This window comes from Azospirillum melinis, assembly GCF_013340935.1.
GTDB classification, from domain to species: domain Bacteria; phylum Pseudomonadota; class Alphaproteobacteria; order Azospirillales; family Azospirillaceae; genus Azospirillum; species Azospirillum melinis.
The window spans coordinates 21,015-37,303 of record NZ_WHOS01000069.1; the positions used below are offsets into that span (position 1 = coordinate 21,015).

Genomic DNA, 16,289 nt, shown 5'->3' on the forward strand with positions numbered 1-16,289 from the left:
CGTGATGATGGCCGAGCGCGGCGTCACGGTCGGTCACCCGACTATTTACCGCTGGGCACAGAGGTACGCGCCGGAAATCGGGAAGCGGCTACGCTGGCAGTGGCGCTGCCCGCGGCCGACCAGTTGGGGGGTCGACAAGACCTTAGCCAGCATCTCGAACTCCAGAACGCATTGCGTCGGCGGCGATGCCCGTAACCATCGCCTCGCGCCTGCCGGCCAACTTTGCAGCGAAGCCCTCTGGAGTTCTGGAGCGTGGTGAAAGATGCGGCCGGTTGTGGTCCGGCTCACATCGGCGGCAGGCGGGGTCGGCTAGGGTCATGTCATCGAGACAACCCGCCGGATGCGCAGCACCGGCCCCACCCAGGAGACCACACCATGATCCGCACCTCCCTGCTCGCCGGCTTCGCCACCCTGGCCCTGCTCGCCGCCCCCGCCATGGCGCAGAATGTGTCCAACCTGTCGAACACCGCTGCCGGCATCGGCAACGGCGCCACCCAGAGCGTCACGACGATGCAGCGCAGCGGCGGGCTGTTCGGCGGTCCGAACACGGCGAACGTCTCGAACCTCGCCGCCGGTATCGGCAACACCGCCAGCCAGGGTGTGCTGGTCGGCCAGCGCAGCGGCGGGTTGTTCCCCGGCGGCTCGGCCGCCAACGTGTCGAACACCGCGGCCGGCATCGGCAACTCGGCGATGCAGGGCGTGACGGTGCTCCAGCGCTCCGGCGGCCGGACGCCGTTCGCCGCCCCGAACCTCGCAAACGTGCAGAACCTCTCCGCCGGAATCGGCAACTCCGCCAGCCAGGGCGCCTTCGTCCGCCAGCGCTGAACACCGGGTTACGCCTTATTCCTCACCGACTTCGGCCCACGGCCTCGGCCCCGAGCGGTTCATCCGCCGGGGCCTTCTCTGGTGAAACTCTGAACCGTCCCACGGCGGCTGGCAGGCCGCTCCAGCAAGGGGAAGCACAAAGCCGCCGCAGCCATCGCAGGACTCTTCGTGGCCGAGCCGATCATGTACGAACCGACGAACATCGTAAGGGGACGAGCGGTCATTTCGGAGGGCGCGGGTGCTCTCCTGGAGCGGTTCGGACCTGCGTTTCGTTTCCAGCCGGAGGGCGACGCCGTAGGCCATCACGGTCTCGGATCGCTGTCATGGAAGGCGGGTCCGGCCGATGGCCCGCTTGTGGTTACGGGAAGCGATGTGGCGGAAGTCGTCGATGGCAGGGTCGCCAGGCTCTGGGTGCTGCTCAATCCAGCGAAAACCTAAGCTGGACTTTGCGCATTATGCCGGGAAGCAGGCGGCCTGTATGAGGCGGTTGAGAGTGGGACCCGGCGGTTCCGTCAGCCCCCGCGCCATCCTGCTTGTAACCGTGGGGCTGACGTGGAGGATCACCTCCACTCTGGAGGAAATGGATGCGCTGCCCGCCGGGCGTGGTCCGCGTCTCCTTCAACCGCGACACCCCGAATGCCGCAACCGAAGGCCTTGGTGCAACAAGGCCCCATGGTGCCCTACGGGGCACCGGAACAACCGCTCGACGCTACCCAAAGGGACGCTCGTGCCGCTCGGCGATCCACGATAACCTCTGGTTATGAACATCCGGCAGCTCGAAGCGTTCAAGGCCATCGTCGAACTGGGAAGCTTCACGCGGGCGGCCGAAAAGCTGCATCTGTCCCAGCCTGCGGTGAGCAAGCTGATCCTGCTGCTGGAGCGTTCCTGCGGCTTCTCCCTGTTCCATCGGCAGAAGAACGGCGTCATTCCGACCGCTGAAGGCGAGATGCTGTACTCCGAGGTCGAACGGGTCTTTCTCGGCATCGATTCCGTGTCGGCGCGAGCCCGCGCCATCCGGCAGTTCAACTATGGCGAGATCGAGATCGTCGCCTTTCCGTCGCTCGCGACCCGCGTCCTGCCGCCGATCCTGGCGGACTTCCTGCGGTCGAAGCCGGGACTGCGGGTGACGCTGTCGAGCCGCAATTCCTGGCTTCTCGTCGACCGGGTCGCCTCGCAGGGGGTCGATGTCGGCTTCGGCATGGTTGCGTCCGAGCGCCCCGGCGTCCGTTTCGACAGGCTGTGCTCGATGGACGCGGTCTGCATCCTGCCGGCCGGTCACAGGCTGGCCGGTCGCCCGGTGATCGAAGCCGGGGACCTGCATGGCGAGCGGTTCGTCGCGATGGCCGAGGAGGACCGGGCCCAGCTCAAGGTCGATCAGGCCTTTTCCGAATGCGGCGCCGCACGCGACATCGTCCTGAAGGCGCAGTTGACCGAAGCCTGCTGCTCCTTCGTGGCCGCCGGAGTCGGCGTCGCCATCGTGGACCCGTTGAGCACGGTCGATTTCGCCCCGTCCCAGCTTGTCGTGCGCCCCTTCCGGCCGCTGGTGACCTACGACATCTGGGTCGTCACGCCGAGCTTCCGCGACATCTCGCTGGGTTCGCAGGCACTGATCGCGCATGTCCGCACCCAACTGACGGCCAGGATCGCGGAGCTTGCGACGCTGATCGGCGCGCCCGAATAGGCACCGCGGCAGGCATATCTCCTGGTTATGGCTGAGCCGCGACAAGCGATTTGACCCGACCAGCGCCCGAGCCCTCAATTCCAGCGGAGCAACCGGATCGCCGGCAGGAGTGCAGTGCCTGCCCGATCCCCCCTTCCTTGACGATTCGAGGTGGTTGATGGCCGCGATTACAGTGCTCACCCCGACGGGGACGCTAGGATACGGTTTCGGCGACGACGCTTTGGCCCGCGGCATGTCGCTGGGACCGGCTGTCATTGCGGTGGACGCCGGATCGACCGATCCGGGACCGCATTACCTCGGCTCCGGCAAGCCGCTGGTGTCGGACGTCAGCATCAAGCGGGAACTGACCGCGCTCATCCGCGCCGGCCGCGCGGCCGGCATCCCGGTCATCGTCGGCAGCGTCGGCGGTGCCGGGTCGGGCGTCCAGGTCGAGCGGACGGCCCGGCTGGTCCGCGAGATCGCCCAGGAGCAGGGCCTGAACTTCAGGCTCGCGACCATCCGCTCGGACATCCCGATCGAGCGGGCCAAACGGGCGGTCGCGGCGGGCGAGATCGTCGATTTCGAAGCCGGCACCCCACTGACCGCGGAGCTTCTGGACGAAACGGTGACGCTGGTCGCGCAGATGGGGCACGAGCCGATCTGCGAAGCGCTCGACGGCGGCGCGGACGTCGTCATCGCCGGCCGGGCCTGCGACGATTCGGTGATCGCCGCCTTCCCGATCTGGCGCGGGGCCGATCCGGCGCTGGCGATCCATATGGGGAAGATCCTCGAATGCGGAGCCTTCTCGGCCGAGCCCTTCGCCATGGACGTGATGCTCGGCACGGTGGAGGAGGACAGCTTCCTGCTGGAGCCCGGCAGCACGGCGAGGCGCGCCTCGGTCAAGTCCGTCGCCGCCCATTCGCTGTACGAACGCGAGAACCCCTTCAAGCAATCCGGCCCCGGCCACGAGATCGACCTGTCCGGCTGCTCGTTCGAGCAGGTCGGGGAGCGTCAGGTCCGTGTGCGCGGCGCCAAATTGACGGAAACGACCGATTACTACGTGAAGCTCGAAGGGGCCAGGCTTGCCGGCTACCGCTCCATCGCCATCGCCGGCATCCGCTGCCCGACCACGATCCGGGCGCTCGACGCGATCCTGGACGACGTCCGCCGGAAGGCCCTGGACTACTTCGCCCCGGCGCCGGTCGCCGTGGCCTTCCACGTCTACGGCGGCAACGGCGTGATGAAGGAACTGGAGCCGGAAACGGCGCCCCAGCGCGAAATCGGCCTCGTGATCGAGGTGACGGCCGCCGACCAGGAACTGGCCCATGCGGCGTGCCACCAGATCAGCGGCGCGATGCTGCATTACCATTACCCGGGCATCATCAACACATCCGGCAACCTCGCCTTCCCCTATTCCCCTTCGGACCTGGATCTGGGACCGGTCTACGAGTTCAGCGCCTACCACCTGATGAAGGTCGACACCCCGACCGAGCTGTTCCCTGTCCGCTACGAGGATCTCTGAGATGAACACGCGCCCGCTCAAGGATCTGGCCGACATCGTCCGCAGCAAGAATGCGGGCCCCTACCGGATCACCTTCGACATCCTGTTCAAGGACAAGGATCGCTACGAGGCCGTTCGCGCGACCGGTGCGATCAGCGCGGAGTCGGTCGCCAGAGCCTACGGCATCGACGTCTCGCAGGTGTCGTCCTTCTTCGAGATCGACATGGCCAACGCGATCAAGATCACCATCAGGCGCCCGCGCGCCCAGGGTTCGTCCGGGGATGGCGACATGTACGGCTGCCAGCATCATGTCCCGCTGATGCTCATCGCCGTCCCGGTGGGCTGACCGCCGCCGATTGTTCGCCTCGATGGAGGGGTGCGAACCCTGTTTCGAACGCGGCGCCCGTCCGGCGCCGTAAGCCAGCCCACTCCGGTGGGGAATGAGGGTCCGCCACCGGTCCGGCGCGGTCTCCTCCAGCAGCCGGTCCCGGACCGCGACCAGCGGGGGTGCAGGTCGCGGTCCCCGGGGCGGCCGTCAGGCCGCGTTGAGGGTCGAGGCGAACACCGCCAGCCGCTCCAGCGTGAACGAGACGAAGCTGTCCACCAGATTGAACGAGCGCGCCGCTTTCGGCCGGATCAGCCAGATGTCGAATTCGACGGTCGGCTCGAACCGGCGGACGGCGATGCGCGTATCGTCGTTGTTGAAGGCGCTGATCGGGTCGACCACAGCGACACCGGCCTTGGCCGCGACGAAGGAAAAGGCCGTCTCCGATTGGCCGGCCTCGATGCGGCTGCGCCGGGGCACCTTGAGTTCGTCGAACACGCGGTCGATCATGAAGCGCGAATGATCCTGCGGACCGAGCGAGATGAAATCCTCGTTCGCGAGGTCGTGGGCGTGGATGGTGTGCCGCTCGGCCAGAGGATGCCCGGCCGGCAGGATGCAGACCCCGCGCAGGCGGTGCAGATGCGCGCTGACCACCTCGGGACGGTCGCCCGGCAGGATGCTCAGGCCGAAATCCACATGCTGGGCCGCGACCGCGTCGATCAGGCTGCGTGAGCGCATGCTTTCCAGACGGAAGCGCGTGTCGGGATGCGCCTCGCAGAAGCTCCACACGATCTCTGGCAGCACCCGCCGGGCAATCGCCGGGAAGGCGCCGACGCTGACGGATCCCCAGTTCTGGTCGCGCAGCGCCGTCGCCACCCGCGCGATCTGGCCGACGCCGATGAACATGCGCTGGACCTCGTTGTAGAGCGCTTCGGCCTCGCGGGTCGGCGTGATCTTGCTGCCCTGGCGGTTGAACAAGCGGAAGCCGCAGCTCCGTTCGAATTGCGCGATCAGCTGGCTGACGGCGGGCTGCGAGATGCTCAGCCGCTCCCCCGCACGCGTCACGCTGCCACTTGCCATGACTGCCTGGAAGGCCTCGATCTGTCGGACGTTCATCGGACTCAGCCATAAGTTCAGCTTATTCTCAGGGGCAAATTATCTATTATGACATTATGAAAGACAACGCGATCATAGGCTCCGAAGCGCCGATCCCATCGATTTTTCGTGCGCTCAAGCAAAAGGGGATCTTCATGACGCCTCGTTTCGCCAAGCCGCTTGCCCTCCTCTCCCTGCTGGCGACCAGCCTCGTCTTTTGCGCCGAGGCAAAGGCCGATCAGCTCGACCGCGTCAAGCAGCGCGGCAAGCTGATCGCCGGCATCCGGAACGATTACGTTCCCTTCGGCTTCCTCGACCAGAAGGGCGAACTGACCGGCTTCGAGATCGATCTCGCGCGCGCCGTCGCCAAGGACATGTTCGGCTCGGAGACCGCCATCGAGCTGGTTCCGGTCGTGGCCTCGAACCGCATCGAGCTGCTGAACGCCGGGCGCATCGACGTGATCTTCGCGACGCTGGGCAAGACGGCCGAGCGCGAGAAGATCATCGACTACACGGCGGAATACTACCTGATGGCCGGAATGGTGCTGCTGACGCCGAAGAGCGCTGAGTATAAATCCTGGGAAGACGTCAAGGGTCGCAAGCTCTGTGGAAGCCAGGGCAACGTCTACAACCGGACGCTGATCGAGAAATACGGCGCCGATCTGGTCCTGTTCACCGGAACCTCGGAGATCTACAAGGCCTTCCAGGACAACCGGTGCGACGCGATTGCGTATGATGGCCCGAACCTTCACATGAAGGTGGCCGAGGAGGGCTGGAGCGACAAGTACAAGATCGCGCTCGACACCTTCGACTACATCCCCATCGGCGGCGGCGTCCGCAAGAACGAACCCGCCTTCCTGAACGCCGTCAACAAGGCCATCATCCGGGCCGAGGCGTCGGGGCTGATGGTCGAGGGCGAGAAGAAGTACAAGCTCGGCGTCAGCGACTACGTGACCAAGCGGGCCGCCGACGCGAAGGTGAAGGCCGCCGCGGCGAACTGAGGCCCTCCACCGCGGCCGGCTCGTCCGCATGATCGGAAAGACAGCATGCACAAGATCGAGGTCACGTCGCGGCGAACGCCACGGGTCGTGGAGCAGGCCCTGTGCCTGAACGACTTCGAGCCGATGGCGGAACGGAGGCTGCCGCGGGCGATCTTCAAATACGTCTCCGGCCACGCCGAGGACGGCGCGACACATCGCCGGAACCTGCAAAGCTTCGCCGAGCGGTCCTTCATCCCGAACGTTCTCGTCGACGTCTCCCGGACCGACGCCACGACCCGCATCTTCGGGGTCGATTACGCCAGCCCGTTCGGCATCGCGCCCATGGGCTTCAGCCGGCTGGTGGCGCCGGATTGCGACGTGCTCTTCGCCCAGGAGGCGGCGCGGGCGAAGCTTCCGTTCATCCTGAGCGGGGCCTCGCTGACCCGGTTGGAGGAGGTGCGCCAGGCCGGCGCGACGAGCTGGTTCCAGGCCTATATTCCCGGCGACGAGGCGCGCATCCTTCCGCTGGTCGAGCGGGTGGAGCGCGCCGGCTTCGACACGCTGGTGGTGACCGTCGATACTGCGGTGCATGGCCAGCACGAGCTCGCCGCGCGCCACGGCTTCCGCTCGCCGGTGCGGCCGACCGCCGATCTGGCGTGGCAGGGGGTGACGCGGCCGGTCTGGCTGTGGCGCGTGCTTCTGCGCAGCCTGCTGACGCGCAACGCGCCGCATTTCGAGAACATGGACGCGGAGCGGGGTCCGCCGGTGTTCTCCCGGACGCTCGTCCGCGACATCGGCCGGCGGTCGAGCCTGTCCTGGACGCACATCGAGCGGCTTCGGCAGCGCTGGAAGGGCAAGCTCGTCCTCAAGGGGGTGATGTCCGCCCCGGACGCGCGGATGGCGGAAAAGATCGGCGTCGACGGCGTCATCGTCTCCAACCATGGTGGCCGGCAGATCGACTGCGCCCAAGGCTCGCTCGACCTGCTGGAGCGCATCGCCGATCAGGTCGACCGCTTGACCGTGATGTTCGACGGCGGCGTCCGGCGTGGCAGCGACGTCCTGAAGGCGGTCAAGCTGGGCGCCCAACTGGTTTTCGTCGGGCGGCCGTTCCTGCTGGCGGCGGCGGCCGGCGACCGGGTCGGCGTGGAGCACGCCCTGTCCCTGATGAAGGACGAGATCGCCCGGACCATGGCGCTGCTGGGCATCAACCGGCTCGACGAGTTCGACGCGGTTCCGCTCATCCGCAACGGCCGGGGCTGAACGCATGCGCAAACCCGTCAAACGTCAGACCGTGAGGATTCCGGCATGACGCTCGATTTCAGTTGGCTGTTCGATCCCCTCTATCAGACATGGTTGCTGCGCGGCGTCGGCACGACGATCCTGCTCAGCCTGCTGGGCATGGTCCTGATGTTCGTCATCGGCATCGCCGGCGCCGCCCTTCTTCACCTGAAGGTGCGGTTCCTGCAATCGCCGGTCACGATCTTCGTCGAACTGTTCCGCAACACGCCGCCGCTCGTCCAGCTGTTCTTCCTGTACTTCATGCTGTCGGAGATCGGCCTGACGCTCACCGATCCGGTGACGGGCGGACGGATCCCGCTGTTCACCGGCTTCACCTGCGTGGTGCTCTCGCTCGGCCTCTACAACGGCGCGATCGCCGTCGAGATCATCCGCTCAGGGCTGCTCGCCGTGCCCGCCCAGACCGTCGAGGGCGCCCGCTCGCTCGGGTATTCGCGGCTGCAGACCTTCCGCCACGTCGAACTGCCCATCGGCCTCAGGATGAGCATCCCGCCCATGACCAGCAACATCGTCAGCCTGATCAAGACCTCGTCCCAGGCCGTGCTCGTGGCCGTGGCGGACATCATGTACGGCGCGACGCAGATCATGCTGGAAACCTTCCGCAACCTGGAGGTCATGCTGCTGATCTGGATCATCTACCTCGTGATCGCCAGCATCGCCGTGCTGGTGGTGCGCCGGATCGCCGCCGCCTTCCGCATCCCCGGCTACGGGTCGTGACGGCCATGAACGCGGAACTCAAGCTCTTCGCGCTGGGCACCGCCGGTGTCACGCTGGTCCTCGCGGCGCTTCTCGTCACCGTCTACGGCGCGGAGACCGGACGCGTCCTCCAGGCGCTCGCCGCGCGGACACCGCTGCTGCTGAGCGGCTCCCCGGACTTCAGCCGGTTCGAGGGCGGCTTCGCCGCCAACATCGTCATCAGCATCTGGGCGATGATGATCGCCGCCGTCGCCGGCACCGCGCTCGGCATCGGGATGATCTCCCAATCCCTCCTGGTCCGGGCCCCGTCGGTCCTGCTCATGAACGTGCTCAGGAACTCGCCCTGGCTCGTCGTGCTCTACGCGATGCTCTATCTGCTGCCGTTCGAGATCGAGGCGTTCGGGACCATCTTCTCGTTCTCGCCCGTGATCAAGGCGATCATCGGGCTGGCGCTGCCGGTGACGGCCAACATCGCCGAGGTGTTCCGCGGCGGCGTGGAGGCGGTTCCGACCGGCCAATGGGAATCGGCCCGCTCGCTGGGCTATCGCCGGCTGCAGATCCTGCGCCGGGTGGTGGTGCCCCAGGCGATCCAGTTCATGACCCCGAACCTGATGACGACCTACGCCATGCTGTTCATCGGCACCAGCCTGGTCGTGGTGACGGGCGCCAACGACATCCTCTCGGTCGCCCGCACCGTCATCGCCAGCGACGGCGCGCATTACGCGACGGCAATCTATCTCTACGTGCTGTTCCTCTTCTTCCTCTTCTGTTTCCCGATAGCCATCCTGACGCGGTGGCTGGAGCAACGGGTGCGAGTTCGCCAATGACCCATCACCGGCATTCCCAGCAATCCGCCCCGCTCATCGAGATCCGGGACGTCCACAAATCCTTCGGCCCCGTCACGGTCCTCAGGGGCGTGTCGCTGTCCGTCCGCGACGGCGGCGTGGTTTGCATCATCGGGCCGTCCGGCTCGGGCAAATCGACGATCCTGCGCTGCATCAACGGTCTGATGTCGATCGACCGGGGAACGATCCGCGTCGGCCCCTTCGCGGTCGAGACGCTGAAGAGCGACAAGGCGCTGGTGCCGCTGCGGCATCAGGTCGCCATGGTCTTCCAGCAGTACAACCTGTTCCCGCACCGCACGGTGCTGCAGAACCTGACCATGGCGCCGGTGCAGGTGCTGGGCGAGAACCCGGCCGCCGTGCGCGAGCGGGCGCTCGCCCTGCTCGCCAAGGTGCGGCTGACGGGAAAGCAGGACGCCTATCCCGGCGAACTGTCCGGCGGTCAGCAGCAGCGCGTCGCCATCGCCCGCGCGCTCGCCATGCAGCCCAAGGTCATCCTGTTCGACGAGGTCACCGCCGCGCTCGACCCCGAGATGGTCAGCGAGGTCCTGAACGTCATCCGCGATCTGGCACGCGAGGGCATGACCTGCGTGCTGGTCACCCACGAGATGCGCTTCGCCCAGGAGGTCGCGGACGAGGTCTTCTTCACCGACCGCGGCGTGATCGTCGAGCACGGCCCGCCCGGGACGCTCTTCCAGAACCCCACCGACCCACGGCTGAAAGCCTTTCTCGAAAAGGTCCTGTGACGGCCCTTTCCTCAAGGAAACCTTATGACCCACCCTCTCAAGGTCCTGGTCCCCGACGTTCATCTCCGCGACCTCGACATCGAGCGCGGCGTATCGGGAGACCGGCTGGACTACCTCGTGTTCGACGAGACCGACCCGGCGGCCATCCCGGACGAGGCTTGGCGCTCCTGCGACGCGATCCTGGTCTGGCACCGCATGCGGATCACACCGGAGGTCGTCGCGAAGCTCGACAGATGCCGCCTGATCGTGCGGGTCGGCGTCGGGTTCGACAACGTCGACAGCGCGGCGTGCCGGGCGCGCGGCATTCCGGTCTGCAACGTGCCCAATTACGGCACCTCGGAGGTCGCCGACCACGCCCTGGCCATGCTGCTGCACCTCGTGCGCGGGCTCGGCTCCTACGAGGCGCGGCTGAGGGCCGATCTCGTGGCCGGATTCCTGGCCGAGGACGTTCCCGTGGTGCGCCGCATCCGGGGCGCCACCTTCGGCGCGATCGGCATGGGACGCATCGGCACCGCGGTCATGCGCCGGGCCGCCGCCTTCGACATGAAGGTGATCTACGTCGATCCCTATCTCCCGGAGGGCCATGAACTCGGCCTTGGGATCGAGCGGGTCAAGACCCTGCCGGAACTGCTGTCCCGCTCCGACGTGGTCAGCCTGCACGTGCCCTTGTCCGAACAGACCCGCAACATCATCGGCAAGCAGGAACTGGCGTCGATGAAGCCCGGCGGCATCCTGCTCAACATCGCGCGCGGCGGCCTCGTCGACGTGGACGCGGTCCACGACGCGCTGAAGAGCGGGCATCTCGCCGCCGCCGGTCTCGACGTGCTGCCCAAGGAACCGCCCATGCCGCCGCCGCCGCTGATCGCGGCGTGGCAGGCGGAGGAGGCCTGGCTTGCCGGGCGTCTCGTCCTGACGCCGCACGCCGCCTTCTACTCCGAGGCCGGCTATCGCGACATGCGCGTTTTCTCCGCCGAGATCCTGCTCGACTTCCTGTTCGAGGGACGGCTGCGGAACAACGTCAACCCGGGCTGGGACGCGAAGGCTTCCTAAGCAGGATCCCGCCCTCCATCATCAGGAACGAGCCATGGCCTTCCAGCAGCACGACACCCAGTTCCGGGTCCTGAGCGACGAGGAACTCGACGCTTGGCGGGCGATCCCGCCGGCGGTCGCCTCCGATTGCATGAACCGCACCCAGGTGATGAACGCCGCGATCAAGCCGATCGCGGATGGTCAGGTCCTGTGCGGCCAAGCCCGGACGGTGACGACCATGGTCGGGGATTGCGGCCCGATCTGCGCGCTCATCAGCAGCGCCCGGCCGGGCGAGATCGTGATGGTCGATGCCGGCGGTGTCGAGGACACGGCGGTCTGGGGCGGCGTCATGGCGGAGGAAGCCATCCATCGCCGGCTGGGGGGCGCCGTCATCGACGGTGCCATCCGCGACGTCGCGGACATGCGCAAGGCCGGTTTCACGATGTTCTGCCGGTCGGTCGTGCCGCGCGGGCCGCATCACGGCTTCGGCGGCATCATCGATGGCACGATTTCGGTGGCGGGGGTTCCGGTGCGCTCCGGCGACATCGTGCTGGGCAACGACGACGGCGTGGTCGTCGTCCCCCTGGAGCAGGCCGCCACGGTGCTGGCGGCCGCGCAAGCCCACCTGCTCAAGGAGGAAGGCTGGATCCGGAACATCCGGGCCGGCGTGCCGATTCCGAAGTTGTTCGAGATGCCGAGCGCCAAATGACACCGCCGCGCGGTACCGCCCTCATCGGCCCGGCTCCCGCTCGGAGTGCGCCGGCGACCGTGCTCAAGACCCGTATGGGCAATTCGCGATGCCTGCTCACTCCAGCCTGTTGAACGCGGGCGAGGTGATGTCCCGTTTCGATGCCGCTCCACGGCTTGGAGTGAAATGGCATTGCACAATCATGCGTCTTCGGGCATTGAACCTTCAAGCTGAAGGCGGAGCGATGGCGAAGACGAAGGAAAATGAGGCTGTCGGTGTGGCCGGAGTGTCCGCGGTCGAACGGGCCCTCGAGGTTCTGACCGCGTTCCGACGGGGTGACGTTTCTCTGACCTTGGCCGAACTGGCCGAGCGCACCGGGCTGGTCAAAAGCACGATCATGCGGTTGGCCGTCTCGTTGCAGCAGTATCGCCTGATCGCGCGCCTTCCGGATGGCAGCTATCGACTGGACGCGGAAACGCTGCGGCTCGGTATGGCGTATCAACAAGCCTTCAACCTTGCGGACCACGTCATGCCCGCGCTGGAGCGGCTCGCCCTGCAGACAGGGGAAACCGCTGCCTTCTATGTGCGTCATGGAGAGGAACGGCTCTGCCTGTTCCGGGTGGAAAGTTCGAACCGCATTCGCATGCACGTGCAACCCGGCGACAGGCGGCCCATGGATCAATCGGCGTCCGCCCAGGTCCTGCGCCTGTTTGCCGATGGCCCGACGCGAACGGGCGCCGATGCGAAGCTCCCGCTGTTCACCTCCGGCGCGACGGATCCGCACGCCGCTTCGTCTGCGACGCCGGTCTTCGGCATGGGTCAGGCGCTGATGGGGGCGTTGATAGTGTCCGGGCCGGTGAGCCGGCTTACGGCGGAGCGTGCCCAGGAGATTCGCGGCGTGCTGCTCGACGAGGCTGCAAAGCTGACGCAAGCGTGCGGCGGAACTCCGCTTGCGTCGTCCAGCAGGAAATTCTCGCTCCGCCGGACCCCTCTCAACCGGAAGAACCAAACGGAACAAGCCGGCTGAGCCGGACGGCGTTTCCGGAAAGAGGCCGCGTCTTTCTTTTCACGGGATGCATGGAAAACGACCGATCCAGGAGCGCCTTTTCGGGAGCGTCCTGGATCGGCCGTTTTGCGTGGGTCGCGGGAATGCGTCACCCTGGAACCGTCGGTTTTCCAGGAGTTTGGGAGGTCATTCGGCCGCTGCGGGCGTCTTGCTGATCGTATGGTTCTTCTGTGCGCCGATGGCGAGGACGACAAGAGCGCCGGTCAACGCCAGGAGCGCGATCGGCAGCAGCGCCGCGCCGTAGCTTCCGGTGGAGTCCTGGATCGCGCCCACCAGGGACACCATCCCGCCGCCGACGAGGTTGGACACCGCGTTGATGCCGGCGATGCCGGCCGCGGCCGTCGTCGGCGACAGCGTGCCCGACGTGAAGGCCCAGAAGGGACCCTTGAAGGAGGAGTAGCTCGCCAGCACGCAGCTCAGCAGCACGACGGTCAGCGCCAGTGAGTCGGCGGCGAAGAACACGCCGATGACCCCGGCGGAGATGACCATCAGCGGCAGGGCCGTGTGCCAGCGGCGCTCCCCCGTGCGGTCGGAATGCATGCCCCAGAACATCATCAGCGCTGCGGCGATGCCGTAGGGGATCGAGTTGACCAGGCCGGTCTCGAAATTGGTCAGGCCGAAGCTCTTGATGAGCTGGGGCTGCCAGACCGACAGGCTGGAGCTCGCTGCCGAACTGGCGGAGCAGGCCAGCGCCAGGCCCCAGACGTAGGGGTTGCGGGCGAGCTGGGCAAGCGTCAGGTGGCCGACGGTGCGCTTGGTCCCCCGCTCGGTCTCCAGCGTCCGGGTGAGCCACGCCTGCTGCTCCGCCGACAGCCAGCGTGCGTCCGTGGGACGATCCTTGAGAACCAGCAGACAGGCGAAGCCGAGCAGGACGGTCGGAATGCCCTCCGCGACGAACACCCATTGCCAGCCGTGCAACCCGAGGACGCCGTCCGCGTGCAGCAGCCCGGCCGAGATCGGGGAGCCGATGAAGCTGGCCAGCGGGACGGACATGGAAAAGGCCGCCACGATCTGCGCGCGGTAGCGGGCCGGGAACCAGTAGGTCGAGAACAGGACGATGCCGGGGAAGAAGCCGGCCTCGGCGACGCCCAGCAGGAAACGCAGCACGTAGAAGGTCAGCGGCCCCTGGGTCAGGGCCATCAGCACGCACATGATCCCCCAGGAGACCATGATGCGCGCGATCCAGCGCCGGGCGCCGTAGCGCTGCAGCATCAGGTTGCTGGGCACCTCGAACAGGAAATAACCGAAGAAGAACAGGCTGGCGCCGAGGCCGTAGGCGGCGGCGGTGAGACCGAGGTGCGGCCGCATCTGCAGCGAGGCGACGCCGATGTTGGAACGGTCGAGCAGGTTGAAGAAATAGCAGAGCATCAGGAAGGGGACGAGGCGCAGGATCACCTTGCGCATCGTTGCCCGTTCCAGGCTGTCGGACCCGGCGGCTTCAGCGGTCATGTCGCGTTCCTCCCTTTCGTGTTGTCGGGAATGTGGGTGTCGGAGCGCCATCCGTCGGTGACGGACTTGCGGGCCGGGGCCACCGCATTAAAAACAGAACGTAATTCTACAAACCGGTCCGCTCAGGCCGCGGCGCCGAGATGGCGCAGCAGGATCTGCACGGGGTGCGGCAGCCGGACGCCGCTGACCAGCATCGCCTGCGAGCGGCAGGAATAGCCGGTTGCCAGCAGCCGGCCGGTGGCTCCGGCCTCCTCGACATGCTTCGCCCAGCTCTGGCCGTAGATGCGCTCGGAGGTGGCGCGGTGCTCCGCCTCGTGCCCGTAGGTGCCGGCCATGCCGCAGCAGCCGGACGGCAGGACGCTCAGGCCGAGGCCGCAGCGTGCGAAGGCCGCCTGCCACCCCGGCAGGCTCGCGGCGGCGGTCGTCCGCTCGGTGCAGTGCGGGAGCAGCCGGTAGTCGGCCGGCTCCGCTGCCGTCGGCAGGGCGTCGAGATGCCGGCCGAGCCATTCCTGGACGAGGAGCACGCTCGGCAGCTCGCTCCGGTCCAGGGCGCCGGCGTATTCCGCGCGGTAGGTCAGCGTCATCGGGGGATCGAGGCCGACCAGGGTCGCCCCGGTGGCGGACAGCTCCCGCAGCATGGCCGCGTTGGTGCGGGCCACCCGCTCGAACCGGCCGAGGAAGCCATGGACGTGCAGCGGCTTTCCGTTCGGGCGGTACGGCGCCAGCCACGGGCGGAAGCCGAGCCCGGCGATGAGGTCGAGCAGGTCGAGGACGAGGCGGGTCTCGTAGGCGCTGGTGAAGGCGTCCTGGACCACGACCACGCTGCGGGCGCGGTCCGCCGCATCGAGGGCGTCCAGGGCCGCCGGCGTCGCCACCCTCACGCCCCGGAGGTCCAGTTCCCGCGCCAGATTCAGCCCCGACAGCGTCGGCGTCGCCGCGAGCCCGACCGCCCGCAGCCCGGCCCGCCCCAGGGCGCTGCCGACCACGGCGTTGCACAGCCCCGGCATCTGCATCATCAGCGGCGCCATCCGTTCGATCGAGCCGACGACATGGTCGCGCAGCGGGCGCAGGTAACGGCCGTGGTAGAGTTCCAGGAACTTGGCGCGCGAGGCCGGGATGTCCACCTTGATCGGGCATTGGCCGACGCAGGATTTGCAGGCGAGGCAGCCGTCCATCGCCTCCTTCACCGCGTGGGAGGCGTCCGGCTCGCCGCGCCGCCGCGCCAGGCTGTTGCGCAGCCGCCGCGGAAAGGACGCCCAGCCGGACCCGCGCCGCAGCCGGCGCGCCTCCGCCACCGGGTCGGTGCCCTCCGCCGCCAGTTGCCGCAGCCAATCCCGCAGCAACGCGGCGCGCCCCTTCGGCGAATGCCGGCGGTCGCGCGTCGCCTTGTAGGACGGGCACATCGCGTCGTCCGGGTTCCAGTTGAAGCAGGCGCCGTTGCCGTTGCAGTGCAGGGACTCGTCGTAGGCCGCCCGGACGTCGGCCGGGATTGCGCGGTCGTGGGCACCGCGCAAGGGCACCCCGTCGACGGTCAGCAGGTCGCCCGAACCGGGCGTGGCGATCTTGCCGGGATTGAGCTGGTTGCGCGGGTCGAAGGCGGCCTTGATCTCCTGCAAGGCGGGATAGAGCGGGCCGAAGACGGCCGGCGAGAACTCCGACCGCACCCCCTTGCCATGCTCGCCCCACAGCAGGCCGCCGTATTTGCGGGTGAGGCGGACCACCTCCTCGGTGACCTCGCGGATCAGTCCTTCCTGCGCCGGGTCCTTCAGGTCGATGGCGGGGCGGACGTGCAGCACGCCGGCGTCGACATGGCCGAACATGCCGTAATCCAGGCCGCGCGCATCGAGCGCGGCGCGGAACTCGGCGATGTAGTCGGCAAGCCGTTCCGGCGGAACCGCCGTGTCCTCCACGAAGGGGATCGGCCGCTTGTCGCCCTGCGTCCGGCCGAGCAGACCGACCGCCTTCTTGCGCATCTCCCACACCGCGGCGACCTCCCGCTCGCCCCGCGCGACCGTGAAGCCGCGCCGGCCGGCGCGGCTTCACGGTCGCGCGGGGCGAGCGGGAGGTCGCCGCGGTGTGGGAGATGCGCAA

At 67.6% G+C, this 16,289-nt stretch carries 16 protein-coding genes and 2 pseudogenes; 14 read left to right on the forward strand and 4 right to left on the reverse strand.

Features of this window, described 5'->3' with window-relative positions:
- Window positions 1-4: 4 nt before the first annotated feature.
- The 6 genes and pseudogenes from GBZ48_RS30900 to GBZ48_RS30925 form a co-directional block, all read left to right on the forward strand.
- Window positions 5-113: pseudogene (locus GBZ48_RS30900) on the forward strand (IS6 family transposase); the annotation flags it as partial.
- Between the two features lie 262 nt (window positions 114-375).
- On the forward strand, window positions 376-825 hold the full coding sequence (locus tag GBZ48_RS30905) for a hypothetical protein (RefSeq protein WP_174474514.1): 450 nt from the start codon (window positions 376-378) through the stop codon (window positions 823-825).
- Window positions 826-993: 168 nt separating this feature from the next.
- Window positions 994-1,263, forward strand: coding sequence for a hypothetical protein (locus GBZ48_RS30910; RefSeq protein WP_174474515.1), 270 nt, complete (start codon window positions 994-996; stop codon window positions 1,261-1,263).
- A 322-nt stretch (window positions 1,264-1,585) separates the two neighbouring features.
- A complete protein-coding gene (locus GBZ48_RS30915; protein ID WP_174474516.1) occupies window positions 1,586-2,506 on the forward strand; it encodes a LysR substrate-binding domain-containing protein in 921 nt (306 codons plus the stop codon).
- A 157-nt stretch (window positions 2,507-2,663) separates the two neighbouring features.
- Complete coding sequence (locus GBZ48_RS30920) at window positions 2,664-4,007, forward strand: acyclic terpene utilization AtuA family protein (RefSeq protein ID WP_174474517.1); 1,344 nt, start codon at window positions 2,664-2,666, stop codon at window positions 4,005-4,007.
- Between the two features lies 1 nt (window position 4,008).
- Entirely contained in the window at window positions 4,009-4,332 is a 324-nt protein-coding gene (locus GBZ48_RS30925; protein WP_109048626.1) for a DUF4387 domain-containing protein, read from the forward strand.
- 189 nt (window positions 4,333-4,521) lie between these two features.
- Here the strand turns inward: GBZ48_RS30925 and GBZ48_RS30930 are convergent, their stop codons facing one another.
- Window positions 4,522-5,427 (reverse strand): LysR substrate-binding domain-containing protein, encoded by a 906-nt coding sequence (locus GBZ48_RS30930; protein WP_174474518.1) that lies wholly within the window; start codon window positions 5,425-5,427, stop codon window positions 4,522-4,524.
- 134 nt (window positions 5,428-5,561) lie between these two features.
- Here GBZ48_RS30930 and GBZ48_RS30935 point away from each other — a divergent pair, with 134 nt between their 5' ends.
- The 8 genes from GBZ48_RS30935 to GBZ48_RS30970 all read left to right on the forward strand — a co-directional run bounded on the left by GBZ48_RS30935 (window position 5,562) and on the right by GBZ48_RS30970 (window position 12,710).
- Window positions 5,562-6,407, forward strand: a complete 846-nt coding sequence (locus GBZ48_RS30935; RefSeq protein WP_174474519.1) for a transporter substrate-binding domain-containing protein — start codon at window positions 5,562-5,564, stop codon at window positions 6,405-6,407.
- A 45-nt stretch (window positions 6,408-6,452) separates the two neighbouring features.
- Window positions 6,453-7,646: an alpha-hydroxy acid oxidase gene (locus GBZ48_RS30940; protein ID WP_174474520.1), complete on the forward strand. Its 1,194-nt coding sequence runs from the start codon at window positions 6,453-6,455 to the stop codon at window positions 7,644-7,646.
- 45 nt (window positions 7,647-7,691) lie between these two features.
- The gene (locus tag GBZ48_RS30945; RefSeq protein ID WP_174474521.1) at window positions 7,692-8,399 is read left to right on the forward strand and encodes an amino acid ABC transporter permease; all 708 of its coding nucleotides are present in this window, start codon (window positions 7,692-7,694) and stop codon (window positions 8,397-8,399) included.
- 5 nt (window positions 8,400-8,404) lie between these two features.
- Window positions 8,405-9,205, forward strand: a complete 801-nt coding sequence (locus GBZ48_RS30950; protein WP_109450217.1) for an amino acid ABC transporter permease — start codon at window positions 8,405-8,407, stop codon at window positions 9,203-9,205.
- Entirely contained in the window at window positions 9,202-9,966 is a 765-nt protein-coding gene (locus GBZ48_RS30955; protein WP_174474522.1) for an amino acid ABC transporter ATP-binding protein, read from the forward strand. Before GBZ48_RS30950 ends, GBZ48_RS30955 begins: the two co-directional genes overlap by 4 nt.
- Before the next feature lie 24 nt (window positions 9,967-9,990).
- Entirely contained in the window at window positions 9,991-11,016 is a 1,026-nt protein-coding gene (locus tag GBZ48_RS30960; RefSeq protein ID WP_174474523.1) for a C-terminal binding protein, read from the forward strand.
- Between the two features lie 34 nt (window positions 11,017-11,050).
- The gene (locus GBZ48_RS30965) at window positions 11,051-11,704 is read left to right on the forward strand and encodes an RraA family protein (RefSeq protein WP_109450211.1); all 654 of its coding nucleotides are present in this window, start codon (window positions 11,051-11,053) and stop codon (window positions 11,702-11,704) included.
- 223 nt (window positions 11,705-11,927) lie between these two features.
- The gene (locus GBZ48_RS30970; protein WP_174474524.1) at window positions 11,928-12,710 is read left to right on the forward strand and encodes an IclR family transcriptional regulator; all 783 of its coding nucleotides are present in this window, start codon (window positions 11,928-11,930) and stop codon (window positions 12,708-12,710) included.
- Between the two features lie 165 nt (window positions 12,711-12,875).
- Here GBZ48_RS30970 and GBZ48_RS30975 read toward each other — a convergent pair whose 3' ends face one another.
- The 3 genes and pseudogenes from GBZ48_RS30975 to GBZ48_RS36835 form a co-directional block, all read right to left on the reverse strand.
- Window positions 12,876-14,198: an MFS transporter gene (locus GBZ48_RS30975; RefSeq protein WP_174474525.1), complete on the reverse strand. Its 1,323-nt coding sequence runs from the start codon at window positions 14,196-14,198 to the stop codon at window positions 12,876-12,878.
- A 122-nt stretch (window positions 14,199-14,320) separates the two neighbouring features.
- Complete coding sequence (locus tag GBZ48_RS30980) at window positions 14,321-15,718, reverse strand: (Fe-S)-binding protein (RefSeq protein ID WP_343049737.1); 1,398 nt, start codon at window positions 15,716-15,718, stop codon at window positions 14,321-14,323.
- A 51-nt stretch (window positions 15,719-15,769) separates the two neighbouring features.
- Window positions 15,770-16,207 (reverse strand): annotated as a pseudogene (locus GBZ48_RS36835) (FAD-linked oxidase C-terminal domain-containing protein); the annotation flags it as partial.
- Window positions 16,208-16,289 lie beyond the last annotated feature (82 nt).

Bases quoted from the DNA above. Each gene is read 5' to 3' on its own strand.
- GBZ48_RS30935 (WP_174474519.1), top strand. From the start codon at position 5,562: ATGACGCCTCGTTTCGCCAAGCCGCTTGCCCTCCTCTCCCTGCTGGCG.
- GBZ48_RS30930 (WP_174474518.1), bottom strand. From the start codon at position 5,427: ATGAACGTCCGACAGATCGAGGCCTTCCAGGCAGTCATGGCAAGTGGC.
- GBZ48_RS30960 (WP_174474523.1), top strand. From the start codon at position 9,991: ATGACCCACCCTCTCAAGGTCCTGGTCCCCGACGTTCATCTCCGCGAC.
- GBZ48_RS30905 (WP_174474514.1), top strand. From the start codon at position 376: ATGATCCGCACCTCCCTGCTCGCCGGCTTCGCCACCCTGGCCCTGCTC.
- GBZ48_RS30925 (WP_109048626.1), top strand. From the start codon at position 4,009: ATGAACACGCGCCCGCTCAAGGATCTGGCCGACATCGTCCGCAGCAAG.
- GBZ48_RS30915 (WP_174474516.1), top strand. From the start codon at position 1,586: ATGAACATCCGGCAGCTCGAAGCGTTCAAGGCCATCGTCGAACTGGGA.
- GBZ48_RS30965 (WP_109450211.1), top strand. From the start codon at position 11,051: ATGGCCTTCCAGCAGCACGACACCCAGTTCCGGGTCCTGAGCGACGAG.
- GBZ48_RS30975 (WP_174474525.1), bottom strand. From the start codon at position 14,198: ATGACCGCTGAAGCCGCCGGGTCCGACAGCCTGGAACGGGCAACGATG.
- GBZ48_RS30970 (WP_174474524.1), top strand. From the start codon at position 11,928: ATGGCGAAGACGAAGGAAAATGAGGCTGTCGGTGTGGCCGGAGTGTCC.
- GBZ48_RS30920 (WP_174474517.1), top strand. From the start codon at position 2,664: ATGGCCGCGATTACAGTGCTCACCCCGACGGGGACGCTAGGATACGGT.
- GBZ48_RS30950 (WP_109450217.1), top strand. From the start codon at position 8,405: ATGAACGCGGAACTCAAGCTCTTCGCGCTGGGCACCGCCGGTGTCACG.
- GBZ48_RS30955 (WP_174474522.1), top strand. From the start codon at position 9,202: ATGACCCATCACCGGCATTCCCAGCAATCCGCCCCGCTCATCGAGATC.
- GBZ48_RS30940 (WP_174474520.1), top strand. From the start codon at position 6,453: ATGCACAAGATCGAGGTCACGTCGCGGCGAACGCCACGGGTCGTGGAG.
- GBZ48_RS30945 (WP_174474521.1), top strand. From the start codon at position 7,692: ATGACGCTCGATTTCAGTTGGCTGTTCGATCCCCTCTATCAGACATGG.